Here is a 25,805-nt window from a genome sequence, read left to right on the forward strand (position 1 = left end):
ATCGATCCCCCCTTCCATGAAGCAAAAGCAACTGGAACCCACAAAATGGCTGGCGTACTCAAGGGGGTCATATTGGCGATCTCACTGACATAGCGGGACACCTCTGTAAGCTGCCGCAGAGCAGCACTATCCAGAGAACAAAACCCCATCTTCAGCTGTAAATTGGGGATCACCGAACAGAGATTGGCATTCCCACACCGCTCCCCAAAACCGTTGATCGTTCCCTGAACCTGTCTCGCCCCATACCTGACAGCCATCAGGCTGTTGGCCACAGCCAGTTCCCCATCATTATGAACATGAATGCCCAGTGGTGTGCTGATCTCCTTGCAAAGCACGGTCAGCACCTGTTCGATCTCCTGGGGAAGGGTGCCGCCGTTGGTATCGCAGAGCACAATCCAGTCCGCTCCTGCCTTAGATGCTGCCTCCAGCGTCTGGAGAGCATAGACAGGGTTGGCTTTATAGCCATCGAAAAAATGCTCGGCATCGTAAACCACTTCTCTGCCCTGCTCTTTAAAGAAGTGCACACTCTCCCGGATCATATTGATGTTTTCCTCTAAAGTCGTTTTTAATGCTGCAGTGACATGAAAGTCCCAGCTTTTGCCGAAGATGGCCACTACCGGTGTCCCCGCGTCCAGCAGAGCCTTGATGTTGGGGTCGTCCTCTGCCCGGGATCCCGCTCTCCTGGTGGATCCAAAGGCAGAGATCTTGGCCTGCTTGAGGGGTTCTGTCTGTATCCTTTGAAAATATTCCAGATCCTTGGGATTGGAACCAGGCCAACCCCCTTCAATATAATGAACCCCCAGTTCATCCAGCTTTTTGGTGATCTTCAGCTTATCCTCTACGGTCAGGCTGACCCCTTCACCCTGAGTCCCATCCCTCAGTGTTGTATCGTACAGATATACTAAATCCCCAAATCAGTTCATCCTTTCAATATGTATTCTGCAACCAGGTCTCCCATGGCAGCTGTGGTAACCTCTTTACCACCGGACTGCATGAGATCCGGGGTGCGATAACCATCTTCCACCACATGGGAAACGGCATCTTCGATACTGCGTGCCGCCTCAGGCATGTCAAATGACAGATCAAGCATCATGGCAGCGGATAAAATCGTGGCCAGTGGGTTAGCCTTCTGCTGCCCGGCGATATCCGGGGCAGAACCATGTGATGGTTCATAGAGTCCTACATTCCCACCGATGCTGGCGGAGGCCAGCATACCGATCGATCCTGTTAAAACACTGGCTTCATCGGTCAGAATATCCCCGAAGGTGTTCTCTGTGACGATCACATCAAATTGTGTGGGCTTGCGCACCAGCTGCATGGAACAGTTGTCTACATACATGTGCTCCAGCTCCACATCCGGGTATTCCTTGCCCAATTCAGTGATCACTTCCCTCCACAGACGGCCGCTGGCCAGGACATTGGCTTTATCTACAGAGGTTAGTTTCTTGCGCCTCCTCTGCGCCATCTGGAAGGCAAGACGGCCGATGCGCAGGATCTCACCAGTTTTATAGACAAGAGTATCTACAGCCTGTTCCTCACCATCAACAACTTCCCTCTTTTTGGTCCCGAAGTAAAGCCCCCCGGTCAGCTCCCTTCACCACCACCAGGTCTAGTCCGTCAACAACCTCCGGTTTTAAGGGAGAGGCACCGATCAGACCAGGATAGAGTACAGCCGGTCTGATGTTGGCGTAAAGTCCCAGCTTCTTGCGCAGGGGAAGCAGTGCACCCATCTCCGGGCGCAGGTGTACCGGGAGTTGCTCCCACTTGGGCCCCCCGATAGCCCCCAGAATAATAGCATCGCTTTCCTTACAAAGGCGCAGTGTCCCCTCAGGCAGGGGATCACCGCAGTGATCATAAGCCGCCCCGCCGACCAGTGCTTCCTGAAACCGGAAGTCAATCTGAAAGCGTTCTCCTATAGCTTTTAAGGCTTTCGCTGCTTCTGGTACAATTTCTTGTCCGATCCCATCTCCAGGTAAGAGTAAAACATCAGGCACGTTTCTTCATCCTTTCCTGCACATAGTTGATTAACCCACCCTGCTCGATAATTTCCTGCATAAATGAGGGGAAGGGTGCTGACTGGTATTCACCTGGCCGCGTAAGATTCCTGATCACACCCTCAGCCAGGTTTACCTCCACCATATCTCCCTCCTCCAGTGCAGCTGCAGCCTCCGGACACTCCAGGATAGGCAATCCGATATTGACGGCATTGCGGTAAAAGATGCGCGCAAAGGTGGAGGCGATCACACAGGATACCCCTGCCGCCTTGATGGCAATTGGCGCATGCTCCCGGGAGGACCCACAGCCGAAATTCTTTCCGGCCACCATCACCGCACCAGGCTGGACAGCCGCGGCAAACTCCGGGTCAGCATCCTCCATACAGTGAGCAGCCAGCTCCACAGGGTCCGTTGTATTCAGATAGCGTGCCGGTATGATCTGGTCTGTGTCCACATCATTCCCGAATTTATAGACAGTTCCTTTAATTTGCATCACCCAAAACCTCCTCAGGGGAAGTAATCACTCCGGTTACAGCAGAAGCCGCAGCAACAGCAGGGCCAGCAAGGTAAACTTCACTTTCGGGATGCCCCATGCGGCCGACAAAATTGCGATTTGTGGTAGCCAGGGCTTTTTCCCCTTTCGCCAAGATCCCCATGTGTCCACCCAGGCAGGGCCCACAGGTAGGGGTGCTCACTGCGGCTCCCGCCTCCACAAAGGCTTCTAAAATCCCTTCCCTCATTGCCTGCAGGTAAATCTCCTGGGTCCCGGGGATAATGATCACTCGCAGGTGGGGATGCACCTTTCTCCCTTTAATGATCTGGGCAGCGATGCGCAGATCCTCAATCCTTCCATTGGTGCAGGAGCCGATCACCACCTGATCCAGCTCGATCCCCTGAGCCTCACCAACCGGGCGGGAGTTTTCCGGAAGGTGTGGGAAGGCCACCTGGGGCTCGATCTGGGATGCATCATACTCCCGGACCTCCACATATGAGGCATCTGGATCACTTGCATAAAATTGATAAGGACTCTTTGCCCTCTTTTCTATATAGGCTTTTGTCTTTTCATCCGGGGGAACAATGCCGTTTTTGGCACCTGCCTCGATAGCCATGTTGCACATGGTCAGCCTTCCTTCAACAGAGAGGTTCTCTATGGCTTCCCCGTTAAATTCCATGGAGCGATACAATGCTCCATCAACTCCGATATCCCCGATGGTGTAGAGAATCAGATCCTTACCCCCCACCCAGGGGCGCAGCTTCCCATGGTAGATGAACTTCATGCTTTCAGGAACCTTAAACCAGCATTCCCCCAGGGCCATTCCTGCAGCCAGATCCGTACTGCCCACACCTGTGGAAAAGGCACCAAGCCCTCCATAGGTACAGGTATGAGAATCCGCCCCGATGACCAGGTCACCGGGCAGAACAAGGCCCTGTTCAGGAAGCAGGCAGTGTTCGATCCCCATTCTCCCTACTTCAAAATAATTGGTGATCTTAAATCTGCGTGCAAACTGTCTCACATAATTAGACTGCTCTGCAGACTTGATGTCTTTATTGGGTGTGAAGTGGTCCGGGACAAGGGCTACCCGCTCAGGATCGAAAACATGATCCTGTCCCAGTCTGGAAAATTCCTTAATGGCCACCGGGGCAGTGATATCGTTGGCCAGCACCAGATCCAGACTGCAGTTGATCAGTTCCCCCGGCATTACCCTTTCCTTTCCGGCGTGTTTGGCCATTATTTTTTCAGTAATCGTCATACTCATAAGGCATCCTCACCTACTTCTTGGAGTACTTTATTCAGTGCATTCAAATAAGCTTTGACACTTGCTTCGATGACATCTGTGCTGACTCCTCGTCCGATAAAGTATTTATCTTTGTACTGTACCCGCACCATCACTTCACCTAAGGCATCCTTTCCGCCGGTAATAGCATTCAGGTTATAGTCCACAAGGGCAACATGATGGCCGCCTAACGCTTTGTCGATGGCCTTGTAAGCGGCATCCACCGGGCCATCCCCACATGCTGCCTCTTCATATTTCAGCCCATTTCTTTTAAGGCCTATAGTTGCTGTAGGAACAATATTTGTGCCGCTGAAAACATGAAGATAGGAAAGGTGGTAAAGGTCTTTCGAGATGCGAATCTCATTTTTGACCAGGGCCTCCAGGTCCAGGTCGGTGACCTCTTTCTTGCGGTCCGCTATATCCTTGAACCGCGCAAAGGCCTTGTCCAGTTCCTCATCTGCCATCATATATCCCAACTCCGCCAGCCGCTCCCTCAGGGCATGACGCCCGGAGTGTTTCCCCAGAACGATGGTCTCCTGAGGGACACCGATCAGCTGCGGATTCATGATTTCATAGGTTGTGCGTTCCTTTAATACGCCATCTTGATGAATCCCCGACTCATGCAGGAAAGCATTTTTCCCTACAACCGCTTTATTATGCTGCACCTGCATCCCGGTGAGGGAACTTACCATCCTGCTGGTGCGATAAAGCTCATCATACTTAATTCCGGTTTCGCGCCGATAAAAACTTCGCTTAGTATAGAGAGCCATCACAATCTCTTCTAAGGCGGCATTGCCCGCCCTCTCACCAAGGCCGTTAACAGCCACCTCCACCTGGTTCGCTCCTGCAGCTACTGCTGCCAGGGAATTGGCTACAGCCAGGCCAAGGTCATTGTGACAGTGGACACTGATGGTTACCTGATCGATATTTTTAACCCGCTGACGGATTGTTCCGATAAACTCACCGAATTCCATGGGTACAGCATAGCCTACCGTATCAGGTATATTGATCACAGTTGCCCCGGCTTCAATAGCTGCCTCGACAACCTCACAAAGGTAGTTAATATCGCTGCGCGAGGCATCCTCTGCGGAAAACTCGATATCTGATGTGTACTGCCTGGCGTGTCTTATAGCTGCTGCTGCCAGCTGTAAAACCTCTTCCCTGCTTTTGCGAAGCTTGTGTTTTAAATGAATATCAGATGTAGCAATAAAAAGATGAATTCGTGGGCGCTGCGCCTCTTTTAAGGCCTCCCAGGCCCTGTCGATATCAGCGTAGTTTGCGCGGGCTAAGCCGCAGATAACCGGCCCCTGCACCTCTCTGGCAATGGCCTGGACTGCTTCAAAATCCCCAGGAGAAGCGACAGGAAACCCCGCTTCAATTACATCCACATTGAGCCTGGCAAGCTGCCGCGCAATCCTCAGTTTTTCCTCAGTGTTTAAACTCACTCCGGGAGATTGTTCACCATCCCGGAGTGTTGTATCAAAGATGTATACCTGCTCTCCCATTAAAGAATCACACCCTTCACATCAGTACTCCCTGCTAGTCTTCTTCGTACTTTGGTCCCCGCACCATAGCGATCATGCCGGTGCGCACCAGTTCCTGGATACCAAATGGTTTGAGTGAGTTTTCGATGGCACGAATCTTCCCCTCATCACCTGTACATTCGATGATCAATGAGTTCTGCCCGATGTCCACAATGCGCGCCCGGAAAATATCGACGATCTGCATAATCTCACCGCGGATCTCCGGCTCAGCTTTAACCTTGATTAAAACAAGCTCCCGGTCCACATGCTCATCAACTGTGATATCTCTTACATCAATGACATCCACCAGTTTATCAAGCTGTTTGACCACCTGTTCGATCACCTGGTCATCACCGTCAACTACAATAGTCATTCTGGACACACCTGGATCATGGGTCTGCCCCACTGCCAGACTGTCGATATTATAGCCACGCCTGCTGAACAGCCCGGAAACCCGGGTCAGTACACCTGGTTGGTTTTCCACCAACACCGCAAGTATATGCCGCATTACATCAACCCCCCATCGCATCTTTGTTAATCGAACCCCCGGGGGGAACCATCGGGTAGACATTTTCATCTTTTGCTACCACAAAATCCATCAATACTGGCCCCGGGTGTTTGATTGCCTGCTCCAATACAGGACGTACATCCTCAGAGCGCTGGACACGACAACCCTTAATCCCATAAGCTTCTGCCAGCTTAACATAATCCGGCACCGGAATCAGTTCGGTCTGGGAATATCTCTTATCATGGAAAAGTTCCTGCCACTGCCGCACCATACCCAGATAACCATTATTCAAAATGGCAATTTTCACGGGAAGCTGGCACTGAACAATGGTGGCAAGTTCCTGCATGTTCATCTGAAAGCTGCCATCACCGGAAACACTGATCACCAGATCATCGGGACACCCGGTTTGAGCGCCCACAGCCGCCGGGAGGCCATAACCCATAGTTCCCAAACCACCGGAAGAGATGAAGCAGCGAGGCTTGATCGCTTTATAGTATTGAGCAGCCCACATCTGGTTCTGTCCTACTTCTGTGGTGATGATCGCCTCACCCTTTGTCAGCTCACAGATCTGCTCGATAACATACTGTGGCTTAATCTGATCACCATTCTGTTGATAAGTCAGGGGGTATTCCTCTTTCCAGCGAGCGATCTGCTCGAGCCACTCTCCGGATTGAGGCGCCTCGATCCGCTTCAGCAACTCCCGCAAGACCACTTTGACATCTCCATGGAGGGGGTAGTGTGCGCGGACATTCTTTCCGATCTCGGCAAGATCGATATCAATATGGATTACCTTAGCCTGTGGAGCAAAGGCATCAAGCCTGCCTGTAACCCGGTCGCTAAAGCGAGCACCTACAGCGATAAGCAGATCGCTTTCGGATATGGCGTAGTTGGCATAAACTGTACCGTGCATCCCCAGCATCCCCAGGGAGAGGGAGTGATTTTCCGGTATTGAGCCTTTACCCATCAGGGTAGTGGTCACCGGTATCTGAGCTTTTTCTGCCAGTTCAGTGAGTTCCTCTGCTGCACCTGAGGTGATCACACCTCCACCGGCATAGATCACCGGTTTTCGTGAAAGGCCGATGGTTTTTGCTGCCTGGTAGATCATGGCAGCCTTTGGTTCCCCTGGAACGCGGTATCCGCGAAAGTTTATCTCCTGGGGATAGGAAAACTCTGCCATCGCTGTCTGGATATCTTTAGGCAGGTCGATTAAGACCGGGCCACGCCTGCCGGTTCCGGCCAGGTGAAAGGCAGCACGAATGGTAGCGGCCAGTTCATTTACATCTCTCACCAGATAGCTGTGCTTGACAATGGGCAAAGTAATACCTGTGATGTCAGCCTCCTGAAAGGAATCACGTCCAATTGCCGGCAGGGCCACCTGCCCTGTAAAAACCACCATAGGTATAGAGTCCATAGCAGCTGTAGCAATACCTGTCACCAGGTTTGTCGCTCCTGGGCCGGAGGTGGCGATAGCCACACCGGTTTTCCCTGTCGCCCGGGCATAACCATCTGCGGCATGGGCGGCTGCCTGTTCATGCCGCACCAAAACATGCTTCAGTGAAGAGTCATATAACTTATCATAGAGAGGTATAACAGCTCCTCCCGGATAACCGAAAACAACCTCAACACCTTCTTCTTCCAGTGACTTGATAATGATCTCCGCTCCTGTGATCATCTGTCCCCCCTCCTTCCCACAGGATTATCGAACAGCACCGCTCCCTGGCTTGCGGAGGAGACAAGCCGTGCGTAGCGGGCAAGATAGCCCTTTTTAACATTGGGCTCTGGATGCTGCCACTTGGCACGCCTCTTCTCCAATTCCTCTTCATCTACCAGAAGTTCTAGCTTGCGTGAAGGTATATCGATCTTGATCAGATCACCCTCCCTGACCAGAGCAAGTGGGCCACCCTCAGCGGCTTCCGGTGAGATGTGCCCGATGGAGGCTCCCCTGGAAGCACCGGAGAAGCGCCCATCTGTGATCAGGGCAACATCGCGGTCAAGACCCATACCGGCTACAGCTGAAGTGGGTGTGAGCATCTCCCTCATCCCGGGACCGCCTTTTGGTCCCTCATAACGGATTACCATAACATCACCCGGCTTGATCTTGCCTGCAAAAATAGCGGCAACAGCAGCTTCTTCACTGTCGAACACCCGGGCAGGGCCTTTATGCTTCAGCATCTCCGGGTCCACCGCCGCCTGCTTCACTACCGCTCCGGCGGGTGCCAGGTTCCCCTTGAGAATAGCCAGCCCACCTGTTGGACTGTATGGTGCATCCACACTCCTGATCACATCGGAACACCTGATGCTGCATCCCTCTACATTCTCAGCCAGGGTCTGCCCTGTAGCTGTCAGAGCATCACCTTCTATAAGTCCATGTGATAATAGTTCCTGCAGTACTGCAGACACCCCTCCCGCTTCATGCAGATCCTGGATGTGCATACTGCCTGCCGGGCTCAGTTTGCAGAGGTGGGGAACCTTACCGCTGATTCTGTCCACAGAATCCAGATCAAGTTCAACACCCGCCTCCCTGGCGATGGCCGGAAGATGCAGGACGGTATTTGTTGATCCACCCAGAGCCATATCAAGAGCCAGTGCATTTGAGAAAGCCTTTTCCACTAAAATGTCACAAGCAGATATCCCCTTGCGAAACAGCTCCATCACCTGCCACCCCGCCTCTTTGGCCAGGCGAATGCGGGCTGCACTCACAGCAGGAAATGTGCCATTCCCCGGCAGGGCTAAACCTAGGGCCTCAGAGAGACAATTCATGGTATTGGCAGTGAACATCCCTGAACAGGAACCACAACCCGGGCATGCTGCCTCCTCAAGCTCCTCCAGCTCTTCGGGAGCCATTTTTCCTGCCTGTACTGCACCCACACCTTCAAAAATGGTGCTTAAACTGACATCCCGTCCCTGAAAACGCCCCGCCATCATGGGGCCGCCGCTGATCATCACTGCAGGAAGATTCAAGCGGGCAGCAGCCATCAGCATCCCTGGCACGATCTTATCGCAGTTTACTATTAATACCAGGGCATCCAGTGCATGGGCTAAAGCCATCACTTCAATGGAGTCAGCGATCAGTTCCCTGCTGGCCAGGGAATAGCGCATCCCCTCGTGGTTCATGGCAATGCCATCACAGACAGCTATCGCCGGGAACTCCAACGGTGTGCCACCATTGGCCCGCACCCCGGCCTTGACTGCACTGGCGATCTGATCAAGGTGCAGGTGTCCGGGAACAAGATCATTCTGCGAGTTGACAATCCCTACAAAGGGGCGGTCATTCTCCCATTTTGTCAACCCCAATGCATTCAATAAGGACCTGTGGGGAGCCTTTTCAATCCCCTTCTTGGTAACCTCGCTTTTCAAACGAGCCACCCCCTCCCGTATATTCTCTATATTTCTCTGTATCTTTCACAGTCCCAAGCTTGTTTTATTTCTTTATTCCCACTTCCAACTTCCCACTTCCCACCTCTCATTTGACAGGGGGACGGTTCTCCTGTCACCTTTCTCCTGTCACCTTTTCTATCTGTAATAGTCTTCAACTTATCCCGATGATAGGGGGTTCTCTGTCACCTATTGTTCTCTCGCTTCGCCATCTTCTATCATCCGATATCACTACCAGGGTGACTTACAGCGGTTTCATAAACTTTTAACACCGGTTTTCGAAAACAAAGAGCCGCTTCTGTAGTGTAAATCACGGTATGGATCACAAGAATAGATCACACGAACGTCCCCCTGATCCACCCGCAGAAATGCGCCAGGAACCGTCCCCACTGCACGTGTCAAATCGCGGTGCCTTCATCTTTCACTAATTCGCGGAATTTTTTGATCAAGGCTCTGCTGATCTCACCAGGTCTGCCGTGATCACCGATAACACGGCCATCCACCTTGACAACCGGAACCAACTCTGCCGCTGTCCCACTGAGGAAACACTCATCTGCCACAAAAATATCGTGGCGGGTAAAAACCTTTTCCGCTGTGGGATAGCCCATTTGTTTCGCTATCTCCAGGATAAAGTTCCGTGTCACACCCTCCAGGATGCCCAAAAATGGGGGTGGTGTAATTACCTCACCATTTTTAACAATAAAGATATTATCACCGGTGCACTCAGTGACATAACCCTCGCTGTTCAGCAGAATTGCCTCAGAAACTCCCGCCAGATTCGCCTCTATCTTGGCCATAACATTGTTCAGGTAGTTCAAGGACTTGATCCGCGGATTGACACCCTCAACAATATTGCGGCGGGTAGGTACAGTAACTACCTCTAAGCCTTTTTCATAGAGCTCTTCTGGATAGAGCTGGATCTGAGCAGCAATAATAAAAATTGTTGGCTTCTCACAATTGCGAGGGTCAAGCCCTAGATCGCCCCTCCCCCTGGTAACAACAAGCCTGATATAAGCATCACGCAACTTATTCCTGCGCAATGTCTCCAACAGGGCCTCTGTCATCTCCTCTTTGGACATTCCGATATCTAAGAGGATCGATTTGGCGGATTCATAGAGGCGGTCAATATGTTCACCGAGACGGAAAACCCGCCCATTGTAAGCTCTGATCCCCTCAAAGATACCGTCACCATAGAGCACCCCATGATCAAAAATTGAAACCTTTGCCTCTTCCTCTTCAACAAACTCACCATTTAGATAAATCTGCAGTCCCACTTGTCAAGCCCCCTTCTTCTTTTTTCGAGCACCGGACCAAGCGGTTCTCATGCCCCTGTGAATAAAAAAGACCCCTTCCCTCCCCGGACAGTTTTCTGCCAGGGACGAGAGGGACCCGCGGTACCACCCTGTTTGCTGCCCAGGAAAACTGGACAACCACTTTGAACCCGCTTTTGTTAACGGACAATGGGTCTGTCCGACACCACCTACTGGAACCTTTTTAGAGAAAGGCCGTTCGGATAGCAGTTCTCAGGGATGAGCATCCTTACTGTTACCGGTGCTGGATTTCAGCCCTTCCAGCTCTCTGTGACCGACACTTCAGCAGGACATGTTCCCTTCATGACTTTTTTCGGTGCTGATTTTAATGTATGAACTATGAACTCATGGGAACAATATATTTCTACTAGTATAGGGAATTAGCTGTTCTCTGTCAACCTATATTTTGGCGCCTATATTTTGGCGCACGGCGATGTTGGGAAATAATAATATTAACCAATAATTTTCAAAATACGTTCAAGCACCTCTTTTCTCCGCCTTTCTACTGCATCAAAGTCCATGGCGTCCCGGTAATAGTTCTCCATCTGCTGATAGTAAGTCCTGGCTTCTTTGAGATAGTAGAGTGCCCTTTGAAGACAGACGTTGAACAACTCCCTGGATTCCCGTAATTCCCGCTCAAATTTTGTTAACAATTGAACATCCAGGCAGGTATTGCAGTCGATCCTTTCACAGTATTTCAAACCGGAGAGGGATTCCGGATCAAAGTCAAGCTCTTTAAAAAGATTGAGCACAGCAGTTTTACGCTCCGGCAGCACCACCAGATCGATCCGGGTGGGATCAAAGGCGCAGTGATAAACATCAACAGTACAACCGCAGCGGTAGGCATATTCCGCTAATTCTCTTAAAATCATCTCTTTTCCTGAGCCGGGATCACCCTCTAGAGAATAGAGAAATGTGATCCCTTCCAATAAGGAGGGAAGATAATGAATAATCCCTTGTGGTGTCAGTGCTGATGCAAAAAGATGACGCTCCTTTGGTATTCCCTCTCCCCAGGTATTATTCTGGCCAAAGATCTGCCGGAATAGCTCCCCGGTGAGCCTGTGAAAACACTGGTAATCTAAGGCCTTCTCCTGGCAGCTTATTTCTTCGTCCCGCGCCAGTTTGGCCATCCGCAGTGAGCTGTATGTTATGGCAAATTGGTGTTTTACGCTGCCGCGCAGAGAGATGATCTCCTCTTTGTAAGGAACTAATTTGGTTTGATCCAAGTAATCCCCTAGATTCACAATCTCATCGACAGCTCCGGGATAGCTGGGATCAACCACATGGGGTTCTGTCCCATCCAGAATAGCCAGTTGGTGGCTGGGTATTGCCAGTGCATCCAGAGAATCGCGGTCAGAAGAACACCAGTGGAATTCCAGGTCCATGCCCCGTTCCAGCAATTCCTTACCGATCTGCTTCATAAATGTTGACTTGCCCGTGCCCGGCCCACCTTTGAGCACAAAGATACGCCGTGCCTCTTCACCGATAATATAGTTATAAAAAAGAATAAAACCCCAGGCAGGTATTACCCCCGGGAAAAACCATCTTGACCCTGCCCTCTGCCATCATTTAACCTCCCCTGTTATTTGAATCATTGGGCTTCCCGCATACCCCAACAGATACCGGCATTGCTACACGCGCCACCGGTGTCTCGGATGCCACTGTCCCAGTTTATCTGCCGCGTGCACCGGGGACTGTCCCCAGTGCACGCCTCCGCAGTGTATGTCTCGAAAACCTCATAATAGAAAAGGCGCCACAGAGGACGCCTGATGCCTCTATTCAATTTTACACTTTGGGTAAGGAAATTATGCAGCAAAGGTTAAAGATCCTGATGAGCATCCTGTAGGAGACGCTCCCATCTCTATTAAGCAATTATGCAGCAAGGATTTAAAGGTGCCTTAACGCCTCCGCCGGGCTTAAGGATGCCGCCCTGCTGGCAGGATAGAGGCCAAAAAAGATACCGATAATAACGGAAAAACCCAAAGCCACAAGTACCGTCCAAATAGAGATCAGGGGTGGCCAGTTTGCTAGCAGTGCAATGGCAAAGGCGCCGCCGATCCCGAAAATCATGCCGATCAACCCACCCAGCAGGCAAAGGGCAACAGCCTCACCTAAAAACTGCTGCATAATGTCACGCCGGCGCGCTCCTAATGCTTTAAGAAGGCCGATCTCACGGGTTCTTTCCGATACTGCCACCAGCATAATGTTCATCACACCCACACCACCAACCAAAAGAGCGATCCCTGCAACTGCGCCGATGATCGTGGTCAGCACAGAGGTGACATTACCTACCATATCCAACTGCTCCTCCAGACTGGAGCCCATATAGTGATTTGATGTTCGGGAGTGCCTCTTTTCCAGTATTTTGATACTGTCGGAGATGGCCTGGGGAAGCGCTTCCTCGGAAACCGCTACACCGCTCAGCGTGCTGATCACCCTGGTATTGAGCATCTCCTGGGCGAAGGTAATGGGTGTATAAACAGAGCGGAGATTGAAGACATCCATCATCGATGAAGGCGCTTTTTCCAAGACTCCGATCACAGTTAAGGGTGTATCCTGGACAAAGACCTTTTTGCCCAGGGGATCATCTTTGGGAAACAGGTCTGCAGCGAGGCCGGCATCGATAACCACCACCCGCGCATGAGCACTGACATCAGTATCAGATAGGAAGCGCCCTTTTTCTATAGTAAGATTCATGGCATCTATCATATCAGGGGTTGTACCGTAAAGGGAGCCCATAATAGACTTTTGCTGGCTGTGAGGCAGTCTGATATCCACCATTGGACCCAGTGTAAGTGGGGCCATCTTCTCCACTGCAGGTGAAAGCTCTTTGATCAGAACCGGGTCCTGCAGGTTGAAGGTGGTGGAATCAGCTGTTTCTCCCCGCATATAATCAGCACCGATTTCAAAGTAGCGGCTGCTGCCCATCTTTTCGATCTCAGATATGATCACTGCCTGACCGCCCTGCCCAACAGCAACAACAGCGATCACACCGGCAATCCCGATGGCAATGCCGATGGTTGTAAGCACAGCCCGCATGCGGTGAGCGCGCAGGTTTTCCCATACTATTTGAGCCAGATCAGCGAAGTTCATCATTTACCTCCTCCCGCACGATCTCACCATCACGGAAATAGAGCACTCGCCTGGCATAAGCGGCGATCTCGGGTTCATGGGTTACTAAAACGATCGTCCTTTGTGCCTGGTGCATCTTTTGAAAGATCCCCATAATTTCCTGGCTAGCCTTACTATCCAGATTGCCTGTGGGCTCGTCAGCAAGAATAACCAGGGGATTATTGGCCAGGGACCTGGCAATAGCAACACGCTGCTGTTCCCCACCGGATAATTCAGCTGGTTTATGGGTGAGCCGGTGTCCCAGCCCCACCTGTTTCAGGAGCATCTCTGCACGCTCTCTGCGCCTCCCCCCGCGGCGCACCGCCATAAACAAGGGGTATCTCCACATTGCGCAAAACATCGTGCCTGGGTAAAAGGTTGTAACTCTGAAAAACAAACCCCAATCTGCGGTTGCGCAGGTCCGCCAGTTCGTCATCTTCCAGAGAGTTCACATCGCGGTCATTGAGATAGTACTCACCTGCAGTGGGTCGCTCCAGGCACCCTAGAATACTCAGAAATGTTGACTTACCACTGCCTGAGGGTCCCATGATAGCCACAAAATCCCCCTCCGGGATCTCCAGGGTAACCCCCCGCAGTGCTTCCACCGCAGCATCCCCGCGCCCGAACACTCTCGTCAGCCCGGCAACCCTGATCACTTGTCTCCACCGCCAGTTGTACGCACTTTCTGCCCGTCTTTAATCTCGTCAGGCTCCAGGATCACCTTGTTTTTGTCCTTGATTCCCTGCTCGATCTCGGTAAAAAGTTCGTTGCTATGGCCAATTTGGACTGCACACCTTTTCGCTGTACCATTCTCTACCACAAAGACAGCCTGTTCTTCACCCTCCCCGACTAACGCTTCATTGGGAATCAAGAGGGATTGGCGCGGTTTGACACGGTAGAGCACCACATCCACCGTAGCACCTGGTTTGATGTTTATCTCACCCTTCTCTAGAGTTATGTAAACCTTAATATGAGTCTCTGTTTCACCCATCCCCATGCTCGGAGTGCTTACCGCCGGAGCAACACGAGCAACTTCTCCTTTTACCAGATCATCCGGGGCACCTGCCCAGCGCATCTCTGCCTCTTGCCCTGCTTCAACCCCAAAGATGTCCTGTTCGCTCAGGTTGGCAACCACCTGCAGATGATCGGGGTCACCCACTGTGATCAGGGGAATACCGGGTTGGACATAGCTGCCGCTTTTCGCTGCAACTTGAAACACAACACCGTCAAAGGGCGCTTTGAGCTTTCCTTTTTCTATTGAGGAACGGATGGAATCAACTGCAGATTTGGCCTGATCCACCTGTAGTTGGAGAGCGTCAGGATCCTGCATTTTCAAAGTCTCCAGACGCCCACCGGCTGCCTGCAGGGCTTGCTCTGCAGAAGTGTATGCCTGTTCCGCCTCATCTACTTGGGGCTGTGTTGCCTTGCCTTCCAAAAAGAGACTTTTGACAGCCATAAATCCCTTGTAGGCACCTGCCACATTCTTTTCAGCAGCTTTAACAGCAGCGTTGGCTTCCTGGCTTGCCTTCCGCGCCCTGGCAAGACTCGCTTCAGCCGCCTTCAAACCGGCCTCCGCGTCTTTCAACTGCTGCTGCAGCTCTGATACATCCAGTTCTGCCAGCACTTGTCCTTTGTTGACTCGGTCACCCTCTTGCACCTTAAGTGTCAGTTTTGTGGGCATTGAAGCAGCCAGGTCAACTGAGTCCACCAATTCCACGCTCCCGGTGGCCAGAACCTTATCCTCATACTCCATGGTCTTGGCTTCGGCGGTTTTGACCTCTACTGATGAATCACTGTTACTTTTAATCACCGCGCCGATAACAACTGCAACGATCAATATAAGTCCTAGAGCTATTGCTATTTTCTTCTTCAAATAGATCCCCCTTTCAAATGAACTACTTAAAATGCCAATATTAGTTGGCCGAACGATAACTATACGGCAGGCTAGTTGTCATCAGCCTGATCGATACCGCTGCTTTATGTCAATACTAAAAGAGGGTGAAAAACAAAGCCGAAGTCCTGTTGTGATGCTTACGGGTGCCAACACCATCTTTTCTGACATCTGACTTCCGGCATCAGACCTCTGTTATTCTATGCAGGCACATTAAAGAAGGCCAACAGCCGTTCTAGTATGCAGGCACATTTAGAAGGCCAACAGCACCGATAATCAGTGCAAAAACAAGCCACAGGCCAAAGAGATAGATAATGACCCCAGTAGGGCGCTTCACCTTCATTACAGCAGCAGCCCCAATGCCCCACAGGATCAAACTCCACCAGGTAAAGGGGTTACAAGCAGTGAGAAAGTGATATAAAAAACCTGATTCAGCCGAGGAAAACACGGCTAAACTGATGCTCACATTTTTGATGTTTTCTACGGCTGTGTTCAAAACCAGGATACTGCTGATAATTCCGCCGATAACAGCAGGAACATAGCCGTAAACACCAACAGCGAACAGTGTTCCAAACGGCGCTTCTTTAGTACTTATAGCTGCAAATATTTTCATTAATGTTGCTATCACCAGCCACATTACCCAAGGAACGATTATGGCAGCGAGCACAGTACCTCCAACTGCAAGACCGCCACCAAACGCGCTGGCTGCTTCAATGTCTTCGGGTGAAAGCCCTGGAGTATTTTCCAAAGTCAATAATGTAAATTCCCGCACCTTAGGAATTGTAAGTGCAGCAAAAACAAAGTTTATCACTGTAAGGGTAACTGCCGCAGCCCCAAACCTGGGGTTTTCCGCAATCTCTTTAAAAGCAGCCCCCGGACTCGTTAAAACCTCAACCAGCAACGCCGCCCAACTCTTTTTATTCGTCTCTTCCATAACATCTCCTCTCTCCGGGACATACAGCCCGGTTTTTATTTGGAAAACAACTCCGTATTATTCCATCAACATCTCCCTCCCAGGGATCCTTAATAGTTATTCTTCTCAACCACCCCTTTTCCTTTGTCCGGCACAGGTTATAAAAAAGATGTTTGCACGTCTCCCTTTAAAGGTTATTTTTTCCATTACAACTCTTGTCCTAGGAACACCATCACCGTTATGGCAACAAGTAAAACGACCAGGGAGATTGTAATAACCAGTGCCGGTACAGCGTCACTGAAAGCGGCAGTGCCTGACACCAATTTCACTTCATAGCTGCTTAATGCACCGGGTGTATAACGAGCCAACCACTGGCTTAGTGAAGGCAGCAAGGATAGCAATAAAACTCCACCGATGGCTATTCCCCCGGATACAACAGAGGTACGGCTGATGGTACTGGCTAACCCCCAAAATTGTATCCCCAACTATACTACACTTCCTTATCTTCCTGGGAATGCCCAGCACCCGGCCAACGCCCGGCCCGTACTGCGGCCTCTCTTAAAAGAAATTCGATCTGACCGTTTACACTGCGGAGTTCATCGGCAGCCCAGCGCTCCAGCACTTCATAGAGTTTTGGATTAATACGAAGAGGAAATGCCTTTCTTTTGGACACAAATAAGTCTCCTGTCTAGTATAGGCTTCCTGTATTGATAATGGGCTGAGCTCCGCGGTCAGAGATAATCGCCACCATGATGTTATTGATCATGGCTACTTTGCGCTCTTCGTCTAACTCAACAATACCATCCTGCTGAAGCTGTTCGATGGCCATCTGGGACATCCCCACAGCACCCTCCACAATCTTCTGGCGTGCAGCTAGAATTGCGGTGGCTTGCTGGCGCTGCAGCATAGCACTGGCAATCTCTGTAGCATAAGCCAGATGGGTCAGGCGGGCCTCCATCACCTCTACCCCTGCTATAGCCAGACGATCCTGCAGTTCATGGCAGAGTTCATCTGCAACTTCCTGGCTGTTGCCGCGTAAAGAATACCCCTCTTCATCAAAGGTATCATATGGGTACCCGGTCGCCACATGTCGCAGGGCAGTTTCACTCTGGATTTCCACAAACTCTTCATAGTCATCCACATCAAAAACAGCCTTTGCCGAATCCACAACCCTGAAGACGACCACGGTAGCGATCTCAATGGGGTTGCCGTCGATATCGTTGACCTTCAGTGTTTTGCTGTTAAAGTTGCGTACCCGAAGAGAGATTTTGCGGTCAATAGAGAGGGGCACAATAAGCCAAAGCCCACTTTCCCGTACGGAACCGATGTAATTGCCAAAAAAGATCACCGCCCTGGCTTCATTGGGCTGCACAACCCTGATACCTGAGGCAAGAATAGCGGTAATCGTGGCAAGAATAACTCCCAGTACAATTTGTTCCAGCACAAAAGAATAAATAGTGACACCGATCAAAACGAAAACAACCAGAATGCCTATAAAACCATTGATCTTCCACGCCTTTTGTTCTACCACAGTAACTACCCCCTTTATTTCATTTTGGTATTACTATGATATCACTTTTAGCTAATAATGTCAATATTAAATTAAATCAGCTGGATTAGTACGATGACGGTTAGAAATACGCCAAAAACTACTGTAGCAATAACTATGTTTCTTTTCGCCGTTTGGGAAATTTGTTTATCATCTTCAGCCCTTATAATTATAATTAGATTAAACACCGACAATACTACAATAGCATATATGCTATAGCGCACGTCATCGTAGTTCACATATCCCAAAATGTTCGTTACAAGTAATATTGCGAAAGTTAACAACAGTAATAACTGGATTATCAAGCAAGGTTTCTTCATGATGTTCTTTTCACATCCTTATCTTGCAGCCCAATCTACACTGTCTCTTTATTATTTAATTCTACAAAACTGTTCCATAATCCTGCCAGAATGTAACAAAATATCCATTAATGGCTACTACTCACCATCCGCTCGCCGAAACCCGGCATAATCGCCTGGATTAGTTGGTACGGTAGTAGTAAGCAGCCTTCAGGTTCGGAGAGTTAATGGCCTCGAACAGAAACAACCCGGCAGTTTGTTATGATACGATGTGACAGAAGTTGGCTTTACGCCAGTTTTATCGTTCTGCCGCATGCATCGGCGACAAATTGGTCATGAGTGACGATAATGACAGTCTTGCCCGCGTTATTCAATTCCTTCAATATCTCCATGATCCCTGCTCTGTTGTCAGAGTCCAGCGAGCCGGTGGGTTCATCGGCCAGAATCAGGTCACAGGGCTTTAAAAGTATCCTGGCGATAGCCACCCGCTGTTGTTCTCCTCCTGAAAGCTGATAAACCTTCTGCTTGAGGGATATCCTCAGCCCCACCTTCTCCAAGGCAACCGTCTTCAGATCCTGCTTCTCTTTCCTACTCTTTTTGGCATAGATCAAGGGGATGTCCAGGTTGTAATCCACGCTCTCATCGTCGATCAGGGCGCAATTCTGGAACAGGTAGGAAAGCCTGGTTCTGAGAAGATTAACGGCCCGGACCGAACCGATGCGCGGGCTGTTCTCGCCAAACAGTCTGACAGCGCCGCTGTCCGGCTTTTCCAGCAGTCCCATAATATTCAGCAGAGTCGTTTTTCCCGACCCGCTTCTGCCCGTAATGGCAACCATTTCACCCTCACGGACCGTCATGTTCATCTTGTCCAGCACTACATGCTCCCCATAGCTTTTGCTGACATCGACAAGCTCACACATATTTTTCATGGCGTCCTAAATCCCCCCCTTTAAGATCTTTACTTTGTTTCTCTGCTCAATGATCACCAATGCAATAACGGAAACAGCAAATTCAATGGCGATCAGCGCCGCGGCCACCGCCAGCAGCGTGATATCGGTTGTTCCGTTCATAATAAAGTTGACAACAAAACTGAACAGGATCTGAAACGCCCAGGTCAGCGAAAATAAAAGTATGTATTCCTTATACGTTCTGAAAAAGTCGGTACCGAACAGGCGACGCACTGTAAACTTATACTGGTTTTTTTGAAAGAAGATGATCAGGTTCTGCACAACCAGCAGCAGCAAACCGGTCAACAGCCCTAGACTGATGAGCCAGAGCTGGTTTATCCCCTTTTGCAGGTCGTATATGGCCTGGAAAATGAACTGGTCGACAGTGATCAGATTTTTCAGATTGTCATCGAGTTTCAGCCTTTGGAGATCGGGGTTCAGTTTTTTGTAGGTCAAGGCTGTGTCTCTGTCGATCAGCCTCATTTTCAACGGGTCTGTAGCTCCACCGCCGAGGATAGAAGATCTGTCTGCGGAGAGACTATTATTATCTGTAATCACCTGGATGATCGGATCAATGATATCATTGTTTTCAGCAGGGAACACCTCCGGATTGAAGCTGAATATCTTCTGATCATTGGCCAGCCAGATAATTCTGACCTGCTGCTTCTTGACCCTATCAGGAACTGCTTTCTGATAAGCATCTTTTTCAACATTCATAAAACCTACCCTGCTTTTTTTAAAAAAACTCAATATTTCCCTTTCCCGGTGGCGATATTTTTCCGGCACCAGCAAAACCCAATCACTTGTGTCCTCCGATACCTGTACAGGGTTGTTGTGTGTGTCATACACGGGAAACTCTCGCAGGTAGTTGTTGTTAACCTTTATCGACCGTATCCCAGCCCAATCCTTGTCAGCAAGAAGCTGCTCTTCCTCATAGAGGGTGGCGTTGATCAAGACGGCCCCCATCCGATTGAGAACAGGATATAGTTCGCTATCTATGGCCGACATTACGGCAGGTAAGCCAATATTTGCCTCTTCTACACCGTCGTACCCGATAGTCAGAGGGTAGAAGACCCCGTAATCTTTGCTGTGCTCCCAGTTTTTCAGGTTTTCCCGCCTGACGGACAGTTCGGCATACTGGCCCCAGATCGTAAGCACGATCAGGATCAGCAATACAGAGCAGCCCACTTTGAGCAGTGTGTTCAAGATAAAGATGCCCTTGGTATCCTTCCGGTTTTTGACGGTGTCGCTCACCCGGATCCGGGAAATGTACAGGCACGAGATAAGGGAAAGCACTGTTATTATGATGTAGGTTTTAAACTGGGTTAGGACAATATCGCCGACAAATTGAGACGTGGTGTTTTCGATCGACATGGCCAGAAACAGCGACACCACTGCCGACAAGACAAACATAACGGCAATCAAACTCCCGGCTATGATAAACCAGAGACGCATAGTGGATACGCCGTGCATTTTAATGATGCCAATCCGCTTGGATTCATTGAAGAGGTAATAGATGAGCAAGATTAAGATGATGAGGAAAACGGCATAATTGAGATATTTCAAGTAGTTGCTCGCGGAACCTGCGGAAGCTGATGCTCCGGCGCTCGAGTCATCAATAATGAAATCCTCAGCGGTGAAAAGGTACGGTGGATTATACTTTTGATAATATTCATTGAGATTATCGGCTAAGCCTTTGATAAACGCCTCGAAGGCTCTGTCATCAGTCACTTCCGCGTAGTAGCGGCCATAAACAGGGAAGTATTCATAAGCATTCTGCATGGGTTTAATGGTGATCAGGTGGTTGCCTCCAAAGACACTGATCACTCCCTTCTGGTCATACTCGCCGGTGTTAGCTGTGGACAAAAACAAATTGCCTTGCCGGGTGTCTTCTGCCGTTAACAAACCTCCGCTTTTCAGCCTGAAGGCTTCAAAGAAGCGGGTATCCCCGGTCAGCAGCACATATTTGATAACTTCCGGCTGATCATTTGTCCGATAACTGACGTTCGTTCGGAAAATATTGACATTGAATTCGACAGCCGTATCTTCCAATATGGGATACGTTTCCTCCGGTCCAGAAAGCAATGAATCCGCAGGGATAACAAACCGCTTCGCAATACCTTCCCCCGCTTTTTCCACCTTTTTAAGTTCATTGTTGTCTGTTTGGATATAAGCAATAGCAAAGGAAAATGCAGAGGCCAAAATGAGAAAAATCGCTATTATCTTTTTCAAAGTCCAAGCTCCTCGCATTTCATAATTATGAAAGCTCCCATTGGCAAGCATTCAAGTACCACCCGCCATTTTATGTTAAAATGGCGGGTGGTACTATACATTAACGATTTCTATGTATTAACGCATTATGTCGTAATACATTGCTGCTTCCGACAACAAACCTCCAACAATGCTCGATTTGGACTCAGTTCCTGGATCTTGCCAACCGCTATTGTCATATCTGTCTCCTAGATAACAAGAAGATCTATGGGTTAGATCCTGATGCTGGTAGTTTGACCATACTCGCTTATAGACAAACTTGTATATGGAAGAACCGTAGTTCCAGGTTCCGCCATCGATATTTTTAATTGTAAACGGAGTTATCTGTGAATTACTGAAATACACCGAACCACCGGTTGGTGTTTCTGTGCTCGCAGCTACTGCTGGGGTTCCAAATGCTAAAACTACTACCGCACCTGCCAATAATGCACTTACCAAACGTCTCTTTAACATGAAACAATCCACTCCTTTTAATATAATATTAGAATTGGACATTGCTTACGCCTAGCTAGCTAATCTCATTCTTAAACATCTTAATTCGAAAGCCCGTCACCTCCTCTTGGCCTTTCCTTTGCTAAGGTCGAGCGTCAGGCTAAAAATAAAGTTGCAACACATCTGTTCTGCAAAGGAAGGGTAATCACCCCTGATGAATAGTGCGATGGTCTGTAGTGTCCATTCAAGACCGTTGTTATTATATTCCATCAAGAAAGCTGCCATCATAATTTATCTATCATAAGATGATAATAACAATTTTAGAAATCCTTAGAACCAGCTCTAAATTATTTATTCAACAAAAAATTGAACCAATCGTTCTTTATTAAGCTTTTAAAATACTACGTTCCATATATGTCAATTTCCGTATATAACCTTACATTTTTGTTATAATATTTATTTTTATACCAAATAATCCCTACATTTCCGGATGCTAATGCAGAAATAATACGCCCCTGCTGTCTCCAATTTTTCATGGTACGTCTTTCTTAAAATTTTCAAGTATATATTACCACAATTGGTAATATAGTAACAATAGGGTGTACGCAACACGTCGAAATCGCGTCATGAACTGTTGATTTTCGTGTCTTAACGGTCGATTTCTGTGCATCAAAGAAATCAGCACCCTATAAAAAGAGGGCTGTTTATATCTTTTTATATCTACAGATTAGAATTAATACTTCCAAGGAACATGAATTACAAACTCCACACCTGAATATTCTTTTGCTTCTCTTAACTCCAGCTGCCCGCCATTTCGCTCTACAATCTGCTTGATGATGTATAACCCCAGACCGCTGTGCTCTTTCTTTGTAGTGTAACCGGCGGCAAACATTTTGTTCTGATCGTTTGGCGAAATGGGCGCGCATGTATTGGATTCCTTTATCTGCAGCCCTATCTTTTCTGGTCCAAAACATGTCTGTCGTTGGACATGGATAAAATCCAAGAATACCTGGATTTGATTGGATACTACACCCTCATGACCTCGGAGACGAAAAACCGGACAGGGAAAATACACTAAATCTCTCATTGAAAATAGCACGCAGAGCTATTTTTACAGGGCTTGCACTTATATTCTCTTTTCATCTCATCCATAGTATAATATGTTAAAGGGGTTGGAGAGGCATGAGCAACGAAATCCACCAGGCCCACGACAAACGGTATAAAGAGTTGTTGTCCAATAAGCGTACTTTCATCGCCCTCCTTAAAAGCTGCGTCGGCGGGCCGTGGACAGAGCAACTAACGGAAGATAATCTGGTTAAGGTAGATAAATCCTACATCCTACAGGATTTTGAAAAAAAAGAATCCGATCTGGTATACAAAGTCGTATGGGGTGAGCAGCACGTTGTTTTCTATGTTCTTTTAGAGCTTCAGTCAACAGTAGATAATTTAATGCCATTCAGGTTATTGGAATACATGCTGGAGATTTGGAGAGACTTTTTTAAAAATACGCCCCAAGAAGGAAGGAACAGACAGGATTTCAGACTCCCGGCGATCATGCCTATTGTCGTTTACAACGGACCATCTTCCTGGCCGGTCCCCATCAACTTTAAGGAAATCATTAACCGGTATCAACATTTTGGGGGATATCTTGTTGATTTCAAGTATGCCCTGATAGACATCCACCGCTACACAGAAGAAGATCTGAAAAAGTTTTCTAAGCTAATCGCTGTTGTATTCCACTTGGATCAGGCGAAAGACGAGGAAGACCTGATCGACCGGCTTAAACAATGGATCGGCGTTGTTAAGTCGTTGGGAAGGGATGAATACAGGCAATTGGTTCCGTGGCTGCGCATCATAGCTTATGGAATGGAAGAAAATCGTGAGAAACTGGAACAATATTTGACGAATCCGGAGGAGGTGGAAAGCATGATCAGCTTTACTGAAGAGGAAATCAAAAAAAAGCATCAACGGTTAAAGCTGGAAGCAAAACTGGAAGCAAAGCTGGAAGTCGCACAAGCGCTGCTTAGCGACGGCATGGATTATGAGAAGGTTAAAAAACTGACGGGTTTAACTGATGAGGAGCTTAAAGCGATTAAACATTAATGATAAATGGCCTCGATGGGATCCAGCCGGGATGCCCGGCGAGCGGGGATGATGCCAGCCGGAACACTCAATGAGCATACCAAAGCGAGTGTTAAAACAGCGGAAAGAATTATTTTAAATTTAAACATTGATAATCCTCCTCCTTGTAATCTTTTTTTAATTTTCTACAGACATATCCTCGACAGTGCTTAAAACTTCTTGCCAGTTTCTTAAATTGCTTTCTTCAACATCTCCTTTCTTTTTTAATGAAAGACGACTTCTTCATTGCAACATTTTCCCTGGCGTCACCCCTTTTTTTCTCGAGACCCCAATTTCTAAAATCTCATAAAAAGGGTTTCTCGCAACCTTACCGATAACAGTATTATATTACTATATCTAGCATCAATTAACAATAGGATGTGCGCAACACGTCACGGCTAATTCATGATACTATTTACTTCCATATCATCTTGAGTTCGGTTTTTTAAAAATGGAGTTTAGGTTAAATCAATTGCGGTTTTACCGCATTGTCGGCCCGTGAGGTTCCGCTTCGCTCCTTTCGTCGATTCTGAAAGCATAGGAAAACCAGCCATACCATTGCGGTGATGGACAGTCAGTCCCTAATGCCTCTTTGGATACTCACGGGAATCTTTTAAATTATAGTTGTCCTTGTAAGTTCAGACGCTTAACGATCTTTAAAATTTAAATTGATCAGCACATCTCGGTAAGAGGGATCCGTTGCCGCTACAACACGCTTTTTCGGTTTGCTCATTTTGGGATAAATCTTGGTTTCGTTTTTGAGTGTGTTAAAGACCATCCGTTTAACAATGGCTAAATTTTGTGCAGCCGCGGTTTCTCGCGTCCGATTATGATCATCTCCAAATATTACGTCGAGACTCCAATGCATACTCTCTACGCCCCAATGGGTGCGTGCTGCCCTGGCGAAATCAGCAACGTTTCCTACACTTCCAACATAGAAGACGGTTTCGTTGGTTGTTTTACCTGGTTCTGCTGTATACTCCACTTCCCGAAGGACCATTCCGATCCCTATTAGTTTAGTCCAGTCGCGCTTGGCATCCACCATCCAGTTGATATCTGTTGAATAATAATAGGTTCTTCTTTCGATGCGCCCATGTCCTTTTTCCAGTGTGCTAAGAACTTGAAGTCCTGCACTGTTTTTAACATGGGCACCCTCCTGCACCGCCTGATGCTTGATTTGTTCGAGCTTTCCCGACTGTTCCAAATCCGTAAAATACTCTTTCACCTCTTGCTGAAACACTTCCTGGTTTCCCTTTAGATTGATCACGTAGTCTGCTTTATTGTCGTTCACAATTTTTGTTACGATCTTTGTCTGCAACCCTATAGCGTCAATTGTCACGATACTTCCTTCGATAAGTAACTGATCTAATAGTTCCGGGATGGCTGTGATCTCATTGCTTTTTTCGTCCGTTTTAACCTGACCGATCACCAGGCCATGTGAATGGCACAAGGCGCTTACCATATGTAGTGCCTTCTGACCCTTGCGTTCATCCTTCGAACCTCTTGATGTTTTCCCATCCACGGACACAACATCCTTTTCCGGCAGTTGGAGCACTGCATTCATCCACGAGATGAACCGCGTTGAGAACTCCTCGGGCCGAATCACACTAAACCCTCTTTTAAGGGTCGACAATGAGGGAATTCCGTTAGGCAACGCAATATATTTCTTCAGCCATTTCTGCGTATCCGGTGCTTTAGCCCATACATGGATAAGCTCAAACTCATCGTAGCCGCAAATAATTCCGCAGGTCACGATGAATAAGATATCGGTTAATCGATGCCATAT

At 48.6% G+C, this 25,805-nt stretch carries 22 protein-coding genes and 2 pseudogenes; 1 reads left to right on the top strand and 23 read right to left on the bottom strand.

Translation table 11 applies throughout. The annotated features are described in order from the left end of the window. The 21 genes and pseudogenes from cimA to SSCH_RS08025 all read right to left on the bottom strand — a co-directional run. Positions 1-896: citramalate synthase (gene cimA / locus SSCH_RS07915; RefSeq protein ID WP_044665009.1), on the bottom strand; the 896-nt coding region annotated here is incomplete at its 3' end. Positions 897-919: 23 nt separating this feature from the next. After that, positions 920-1,994 (bottom strand): annotated as a pseudogene (gene leuB / locus SSCH_RS07920) (3-isopropylmalate dehydrogenase). Further along, the gene (gene leuD, locus SSCH_RS07925) at positions 1,987-2,481 is read right to left on the bottom strand and encodes a 3-isopropylmalate dehydratase small subunit (protein WP_332306915.1); all 495 of its coding nucleotides are present in this window, start codon (positions 2,479-2,481) and stop codon (positions 1,987-1,989) included. Before leuD ends, leuB begins: the two are co-directional and overlap by 8 nt. Beyond that, positions 2,477-3,751, bottom strand: a complete 1,275-nt coding sequence (leuC, locus tag SSCH_RS07930) for a 3-isopropylmalate dehydratase large subunit (RefSeq protein ID WP_044664991.1) — start codon at positions 3,749-3,751, stop codon at positions 2,477-2,479. Before leuC ends, leuD begins: the two co-directional genes overlap by 5 nt. Beyond that, entirely contained in the window at positions 3,748-5,274 is a 1,527-nt protein-coding gene (locus tag SSCH_RS07935; RefSeq protein ID WP_044664992.1) for a 2-isopropylmalate synthase, read from the bottom strand. Before SSCH_RS07935 ends, leuC begins: the two co-directional genes overlap by 4 nt. Positions 5,275-5,308: 34 nt before the next feature. Continuing rightward, positions 5,309-5,800 carry an acetolactate synthase small subunit gene (gene ilvN, locus SSCH_RS07940; RefSeq protein ID WP_044664993.1) on the bottom strand — a complete coding sequence of 164 codons (492 nt, stop codon included), beginning with the start codon at positions 5,798-5,800 and terminating at the stop codon, positions 5,309-5,311. 4 nt (positions 5,801-5,804) lie between these two features. Then, positions 5,805-7,472: a biosynthetic-type acetolactate synthase large subunit gene (gene ilvB / locus SSCH_RS07945; protein WP_044664994.1), complete on the bottom strand. Its 1,668-nt coding sequence runs from the start codon at positions 7,470-7,472 to the stop codon at positions 5,805-5,807. Then, on the bottom strand, positions 7,469-9,157 hold the full coding sequence (ilvD, locus tag SSCH_RS07950; protein ID WP_044664995.1) for a dihydroxy-acid dehydratase: 1,689 nt from the start codon (positions 9,155-9,157) through the stop codon (positions 7,469-7,471). The genes ilvB and ilvD overlap by 4 nt, the downstream gene beginning before the upstream one ends. A 416-nt stretch (positions 9,158-9,573) precedes the next feature. Then, positions 9,574-10,449, bottom strand: coding sequence for a branched-chain-amino-acid transaminase (ilvE, locus tag SSCH_RS07955; protein ID WP_044664996.1), 876 nt, complete (start codon positions 10,447-10,449; stop codon positions 9,574-9,576). Positions 10,450-10,937: 488 nt separating this feature from the next. After that, a complete protein-coding gene (locus SSCH_RS07965; protein ID WP_156972188.1) occupies positions 10,938-11,906 on the bottom strand; it encodes a hypothetical protein in 969 nt (322 codons plus the stop codon). Between the two features lie 466 nt (positions 11,907-12,372). After that, on the bottom strand, positions 12,373-13,581 hold the full coding sequence (locus tag SSCH_RS07970; RefSeq protein ID WP_232294298.1) for an ABC transporter permease: 1,209 nt from the start codon (positions 13,579-13,581) through the stop codon (positions 12,373-12,375). After that, a pseudogene (locus SSCH_RS07975) lies at positions 13,565-14,252 on the bottom strand (ABC transporter ATP-binding protein). The gene SSCH_RS07970 and the pseudogene SSCH_RS07975 overlap by 17 nt, the downstream one beginning before the upstream one ends. Continuing rightward, on the bottom strand, positions 14,249-15,469 hold the full coding sequence (locus SSCH_RS07980; RefSeq protein WP_044664999.1) for an efflux RND transporter periplasmic adaptor subunit: 1,221 nt from the start codon (positions 15,467-15,469) through the stop codon (positions 14,249-14,251). Before SSCH_RS07980 ends, SSCH_RS07975 begins: the two are co-directional and overlap by 4 nt. A 253-nt stretch (positions 15,470-15,722) precedes the next feature. After that, entirely contained in the window at positions 15,723-16,421 is a 699-nt protein-coding gene (locus SSCH_RS07985; protein ID WP_044665000.1) for a YIP1 family protein, read from the bottom strand. 185 nt (positions 16,422-16,606) lie between these two features. Next, positions 16,607-16,885 (bottom strand): hypothetical protein, encoded by a 279-nt coding sequence (locus SSCH_RS07990; RefSeq protein ID WP_044665001.1) that lies wholly within the window; start codon positions 16,883-16,885, stop codon positions 16,607-16,609. Between the two features lie 5 nt (positions 16,886-16,890). Further along, positions 16,891-17,073 carry a type II toxin-antitoxin system antitoxin gene (locus SSCH_RS07995; protein WP_044665002.1) on the bottom strand — a complete coding sequence of 61 codons (183 nt, stop codon included), beginning with the start codon at positions 17,071-17,073 and terminating at the stop codon, positions 16,891-16,893. Positions 17,074-17,088: 15 nt separating this feature from the next. Beyond that, positions 17,089-17,931 carry an SPFH domain-containing protein gene (locus SSCH_RS08000; RefSeq protein ID WP_044665003.1) on the bottom strand — a complete coding sequence of 281 codons (843 nt, stop codon included), beginning with the start codon at positions 17,929-17,931 and terminating at the stop codon, positions 17,089-17,091. Between the two features lie 604 nt (positions 17,932-18,535). Then, a complete protein-coding gene (locus SSCH_RS08010; RefSeq protein ID WP_044665005.1) occupies positions 18,536-19,177 on the bottom strand; it encodes an ABC transporter ATP-binding protein in 642 nt (213 codons plus the stop codon). A gap of 6 nt (positions 19,178-19,183) precedes the next feature. Beyond that, positions 19,184-21,427: a DUF1430 domain-containing protein gene (locus SSCH_RS08015; RefSeq protein ID WP_044665010.1), complete on the bottom strand. Its 2,244-nt coding sequence runs from the start codon at positions 21,425-21,427 to the stop codon at positions 19,184-19,186. A 117-nt stretch (positions 21,428-21,544) separates the two neighbouring features. Next, positions 21,545-21,919: a lactococcin 972 family bacteriocin gene (locus tag SSCH_RS08020; protein WP_044665006.1), complete on the bottom strand. Its 375-nt coding sequence runs from the start codon at positions 21,917-21,919 to the stop codon at positions 21,545-21,547. Between the two features lie 712 nt (positions 21,920-22,631). Next, positions 22,632-22,985, bottom strand: a complete 354-nt coding sequence (locus SSCH_RS08025) for an ATP-binding protein (protein ID WP_084711024.1) — start codon at positions 22,983-22,985, stop codon at positions 22,632-22,634. Positions 22,986-23,080: 95 nt separating this feature from the next. On the opposite strand from SSCH_RS08025, the gene SSCH_RS08030 reads away from it, so the two are divergent. Then, a complete protein-coding gene (locus tag SSCH_RS08030) occupies positions 23,081-24,001 on the top strand; it encodes an Rpn family recombination-promoting nuclease/putative transposase (RefSeq protein ID WP_044665008.1) in 921 nt (306 codons plus the stop codon). On the opposite strand, the gene SSCH_RS20940 is transcribed toward SSCH_RS08030, so the two are convergent. Both SSCH_RS20940 and SSCH_RS08035 read right to left on the bottom strand, forming a co-directional pair. Further along, positions 23,998-24,129 carry a hypothetical protein gene (locus SSCH_RS20940; RefSeq protein ID WP_269746152.1) on the bottom strand — a complete coding sequence of 44 codons (132 nt, stop codon included), beginning with the start codon at positions 24,127-24,129 and terminating at the stop codon, positions 23,998-24,000. The two genes, SSCH_RS08030 and SSCH_RS20940, sit on opposite strands and share 4 nt — an antisense overlap. 536 nt (positions 24,130-24,665) lie before the next feature. Further along, positions 24,666-25,805, bottom strand: a 1,140-nt coding sequence (locus tag SSCH_RS08035) for an ISAs1 family transposase (RefSeq protein WP_198142294.1), incomplete at its 5' end; no start/stop codon positions are given.

This window comes from Syntrophaceticus schinkii, assembly GCF_000946815.1.
Classification (GTDB): Bacteria; Bacillota; DSM-12270; order Thermacetogeniales; family Thermacetogeniaceae; genus Syntrophaceticus; species Syntrophaceticus schinkii.

What these genes read in the sequence shown, in the direction of transcription:
- leuC (WP_044664991.1), bottom strand. Translation starts at nt 3,751, where the DNA reads ATGAGTATGACGATTACTGAAAAAATAATGGCCAAACACGCCGGAAAG.
- SSCH_RS07935 (WP_044664992.1), bottom strand. Translation starts at nt 5,274, where the DNA reads ATGGGAGAGCAGGTATACATCTTTGATACAACACTCCGGGATGGTGAA.
- ilvN (WP_044664993.1), bottom strand. Translation starts at nt 5,800, where the DNA reads ATGCGGCATATACTTGCGGTGTTGGTGGAAAACCAACCAGGTGTACTG.
- ilvB (WP_044664994.1), bottom strand. Translation starts at nt 7,472, where the DNA reads ATGATCACAGGAGCGGAGATCATTATCAAGTCACTGGAAGAAGAAGGT.
- SSCH_RS07965 (WP_156972188.1), bottom strand. Translation starts at nt 11,906, where the DNA reads ATGAAGCAGATCGGTAAGGAATTGCTGGAACGGGGCATGGACCTGGAA.
- SSCH_RS07970 (WP_232294298.1), bottom strand. Translation starts at nt 13,581, where the DNA reads ATGATGAACTTCGCTGATCTGGCTCAAATAGTATGGGAAAACCTGCGC.
- SSCH_RS07985 (WP_044665000.1), bottom strand. Translation starts at nt 16,421, where the DNA reads ATGGAAGAGACGAATAAAAAGAGTTGGGCGGCGTTGCTGGTTGAGGTT.
- SSCH_RS08010 (WP_044665005.1), bottom strand. Translation starts at nt 19,177, where the DNA reads ATGAAAAATATGTGTGAGCTTGTCGATGTCAGCAAAAGCTATGGGGAG.
- SSCH_RS08020 (WP_044665006.1), bottom strand. Translation starts at nt 21,919, where the DNA reads ATGTTAAAGAGACGTTTGGTAAGTGCATTATTGGCAGGTGCGGTAGTA.
- SSCH_RS08025 (WP_084711024.1), bottom strand. Translation starts at nt 22,985, where the DNA reads ATGAGAGATTTAGTGTATTTTCCCTGTCCGGTTTTTCGTCTCCGAGGT.
- SSCH_RS08030 (WP_044665008.1), top strand. Translation starts at nt 23,081, where the DNA reads ATGAGCAACGAAATCCACCAGGCCCACGACAAACGGTATAAAGAGTTG.
- SSCH_RS20940 (WP_269746152.1), bottom strand. Translation starts at nt 24,129, where the DNA reads ATGTTTAAATTTAAAATAATTCTTTCCGCTGTTTTAACACTCGCTTTG.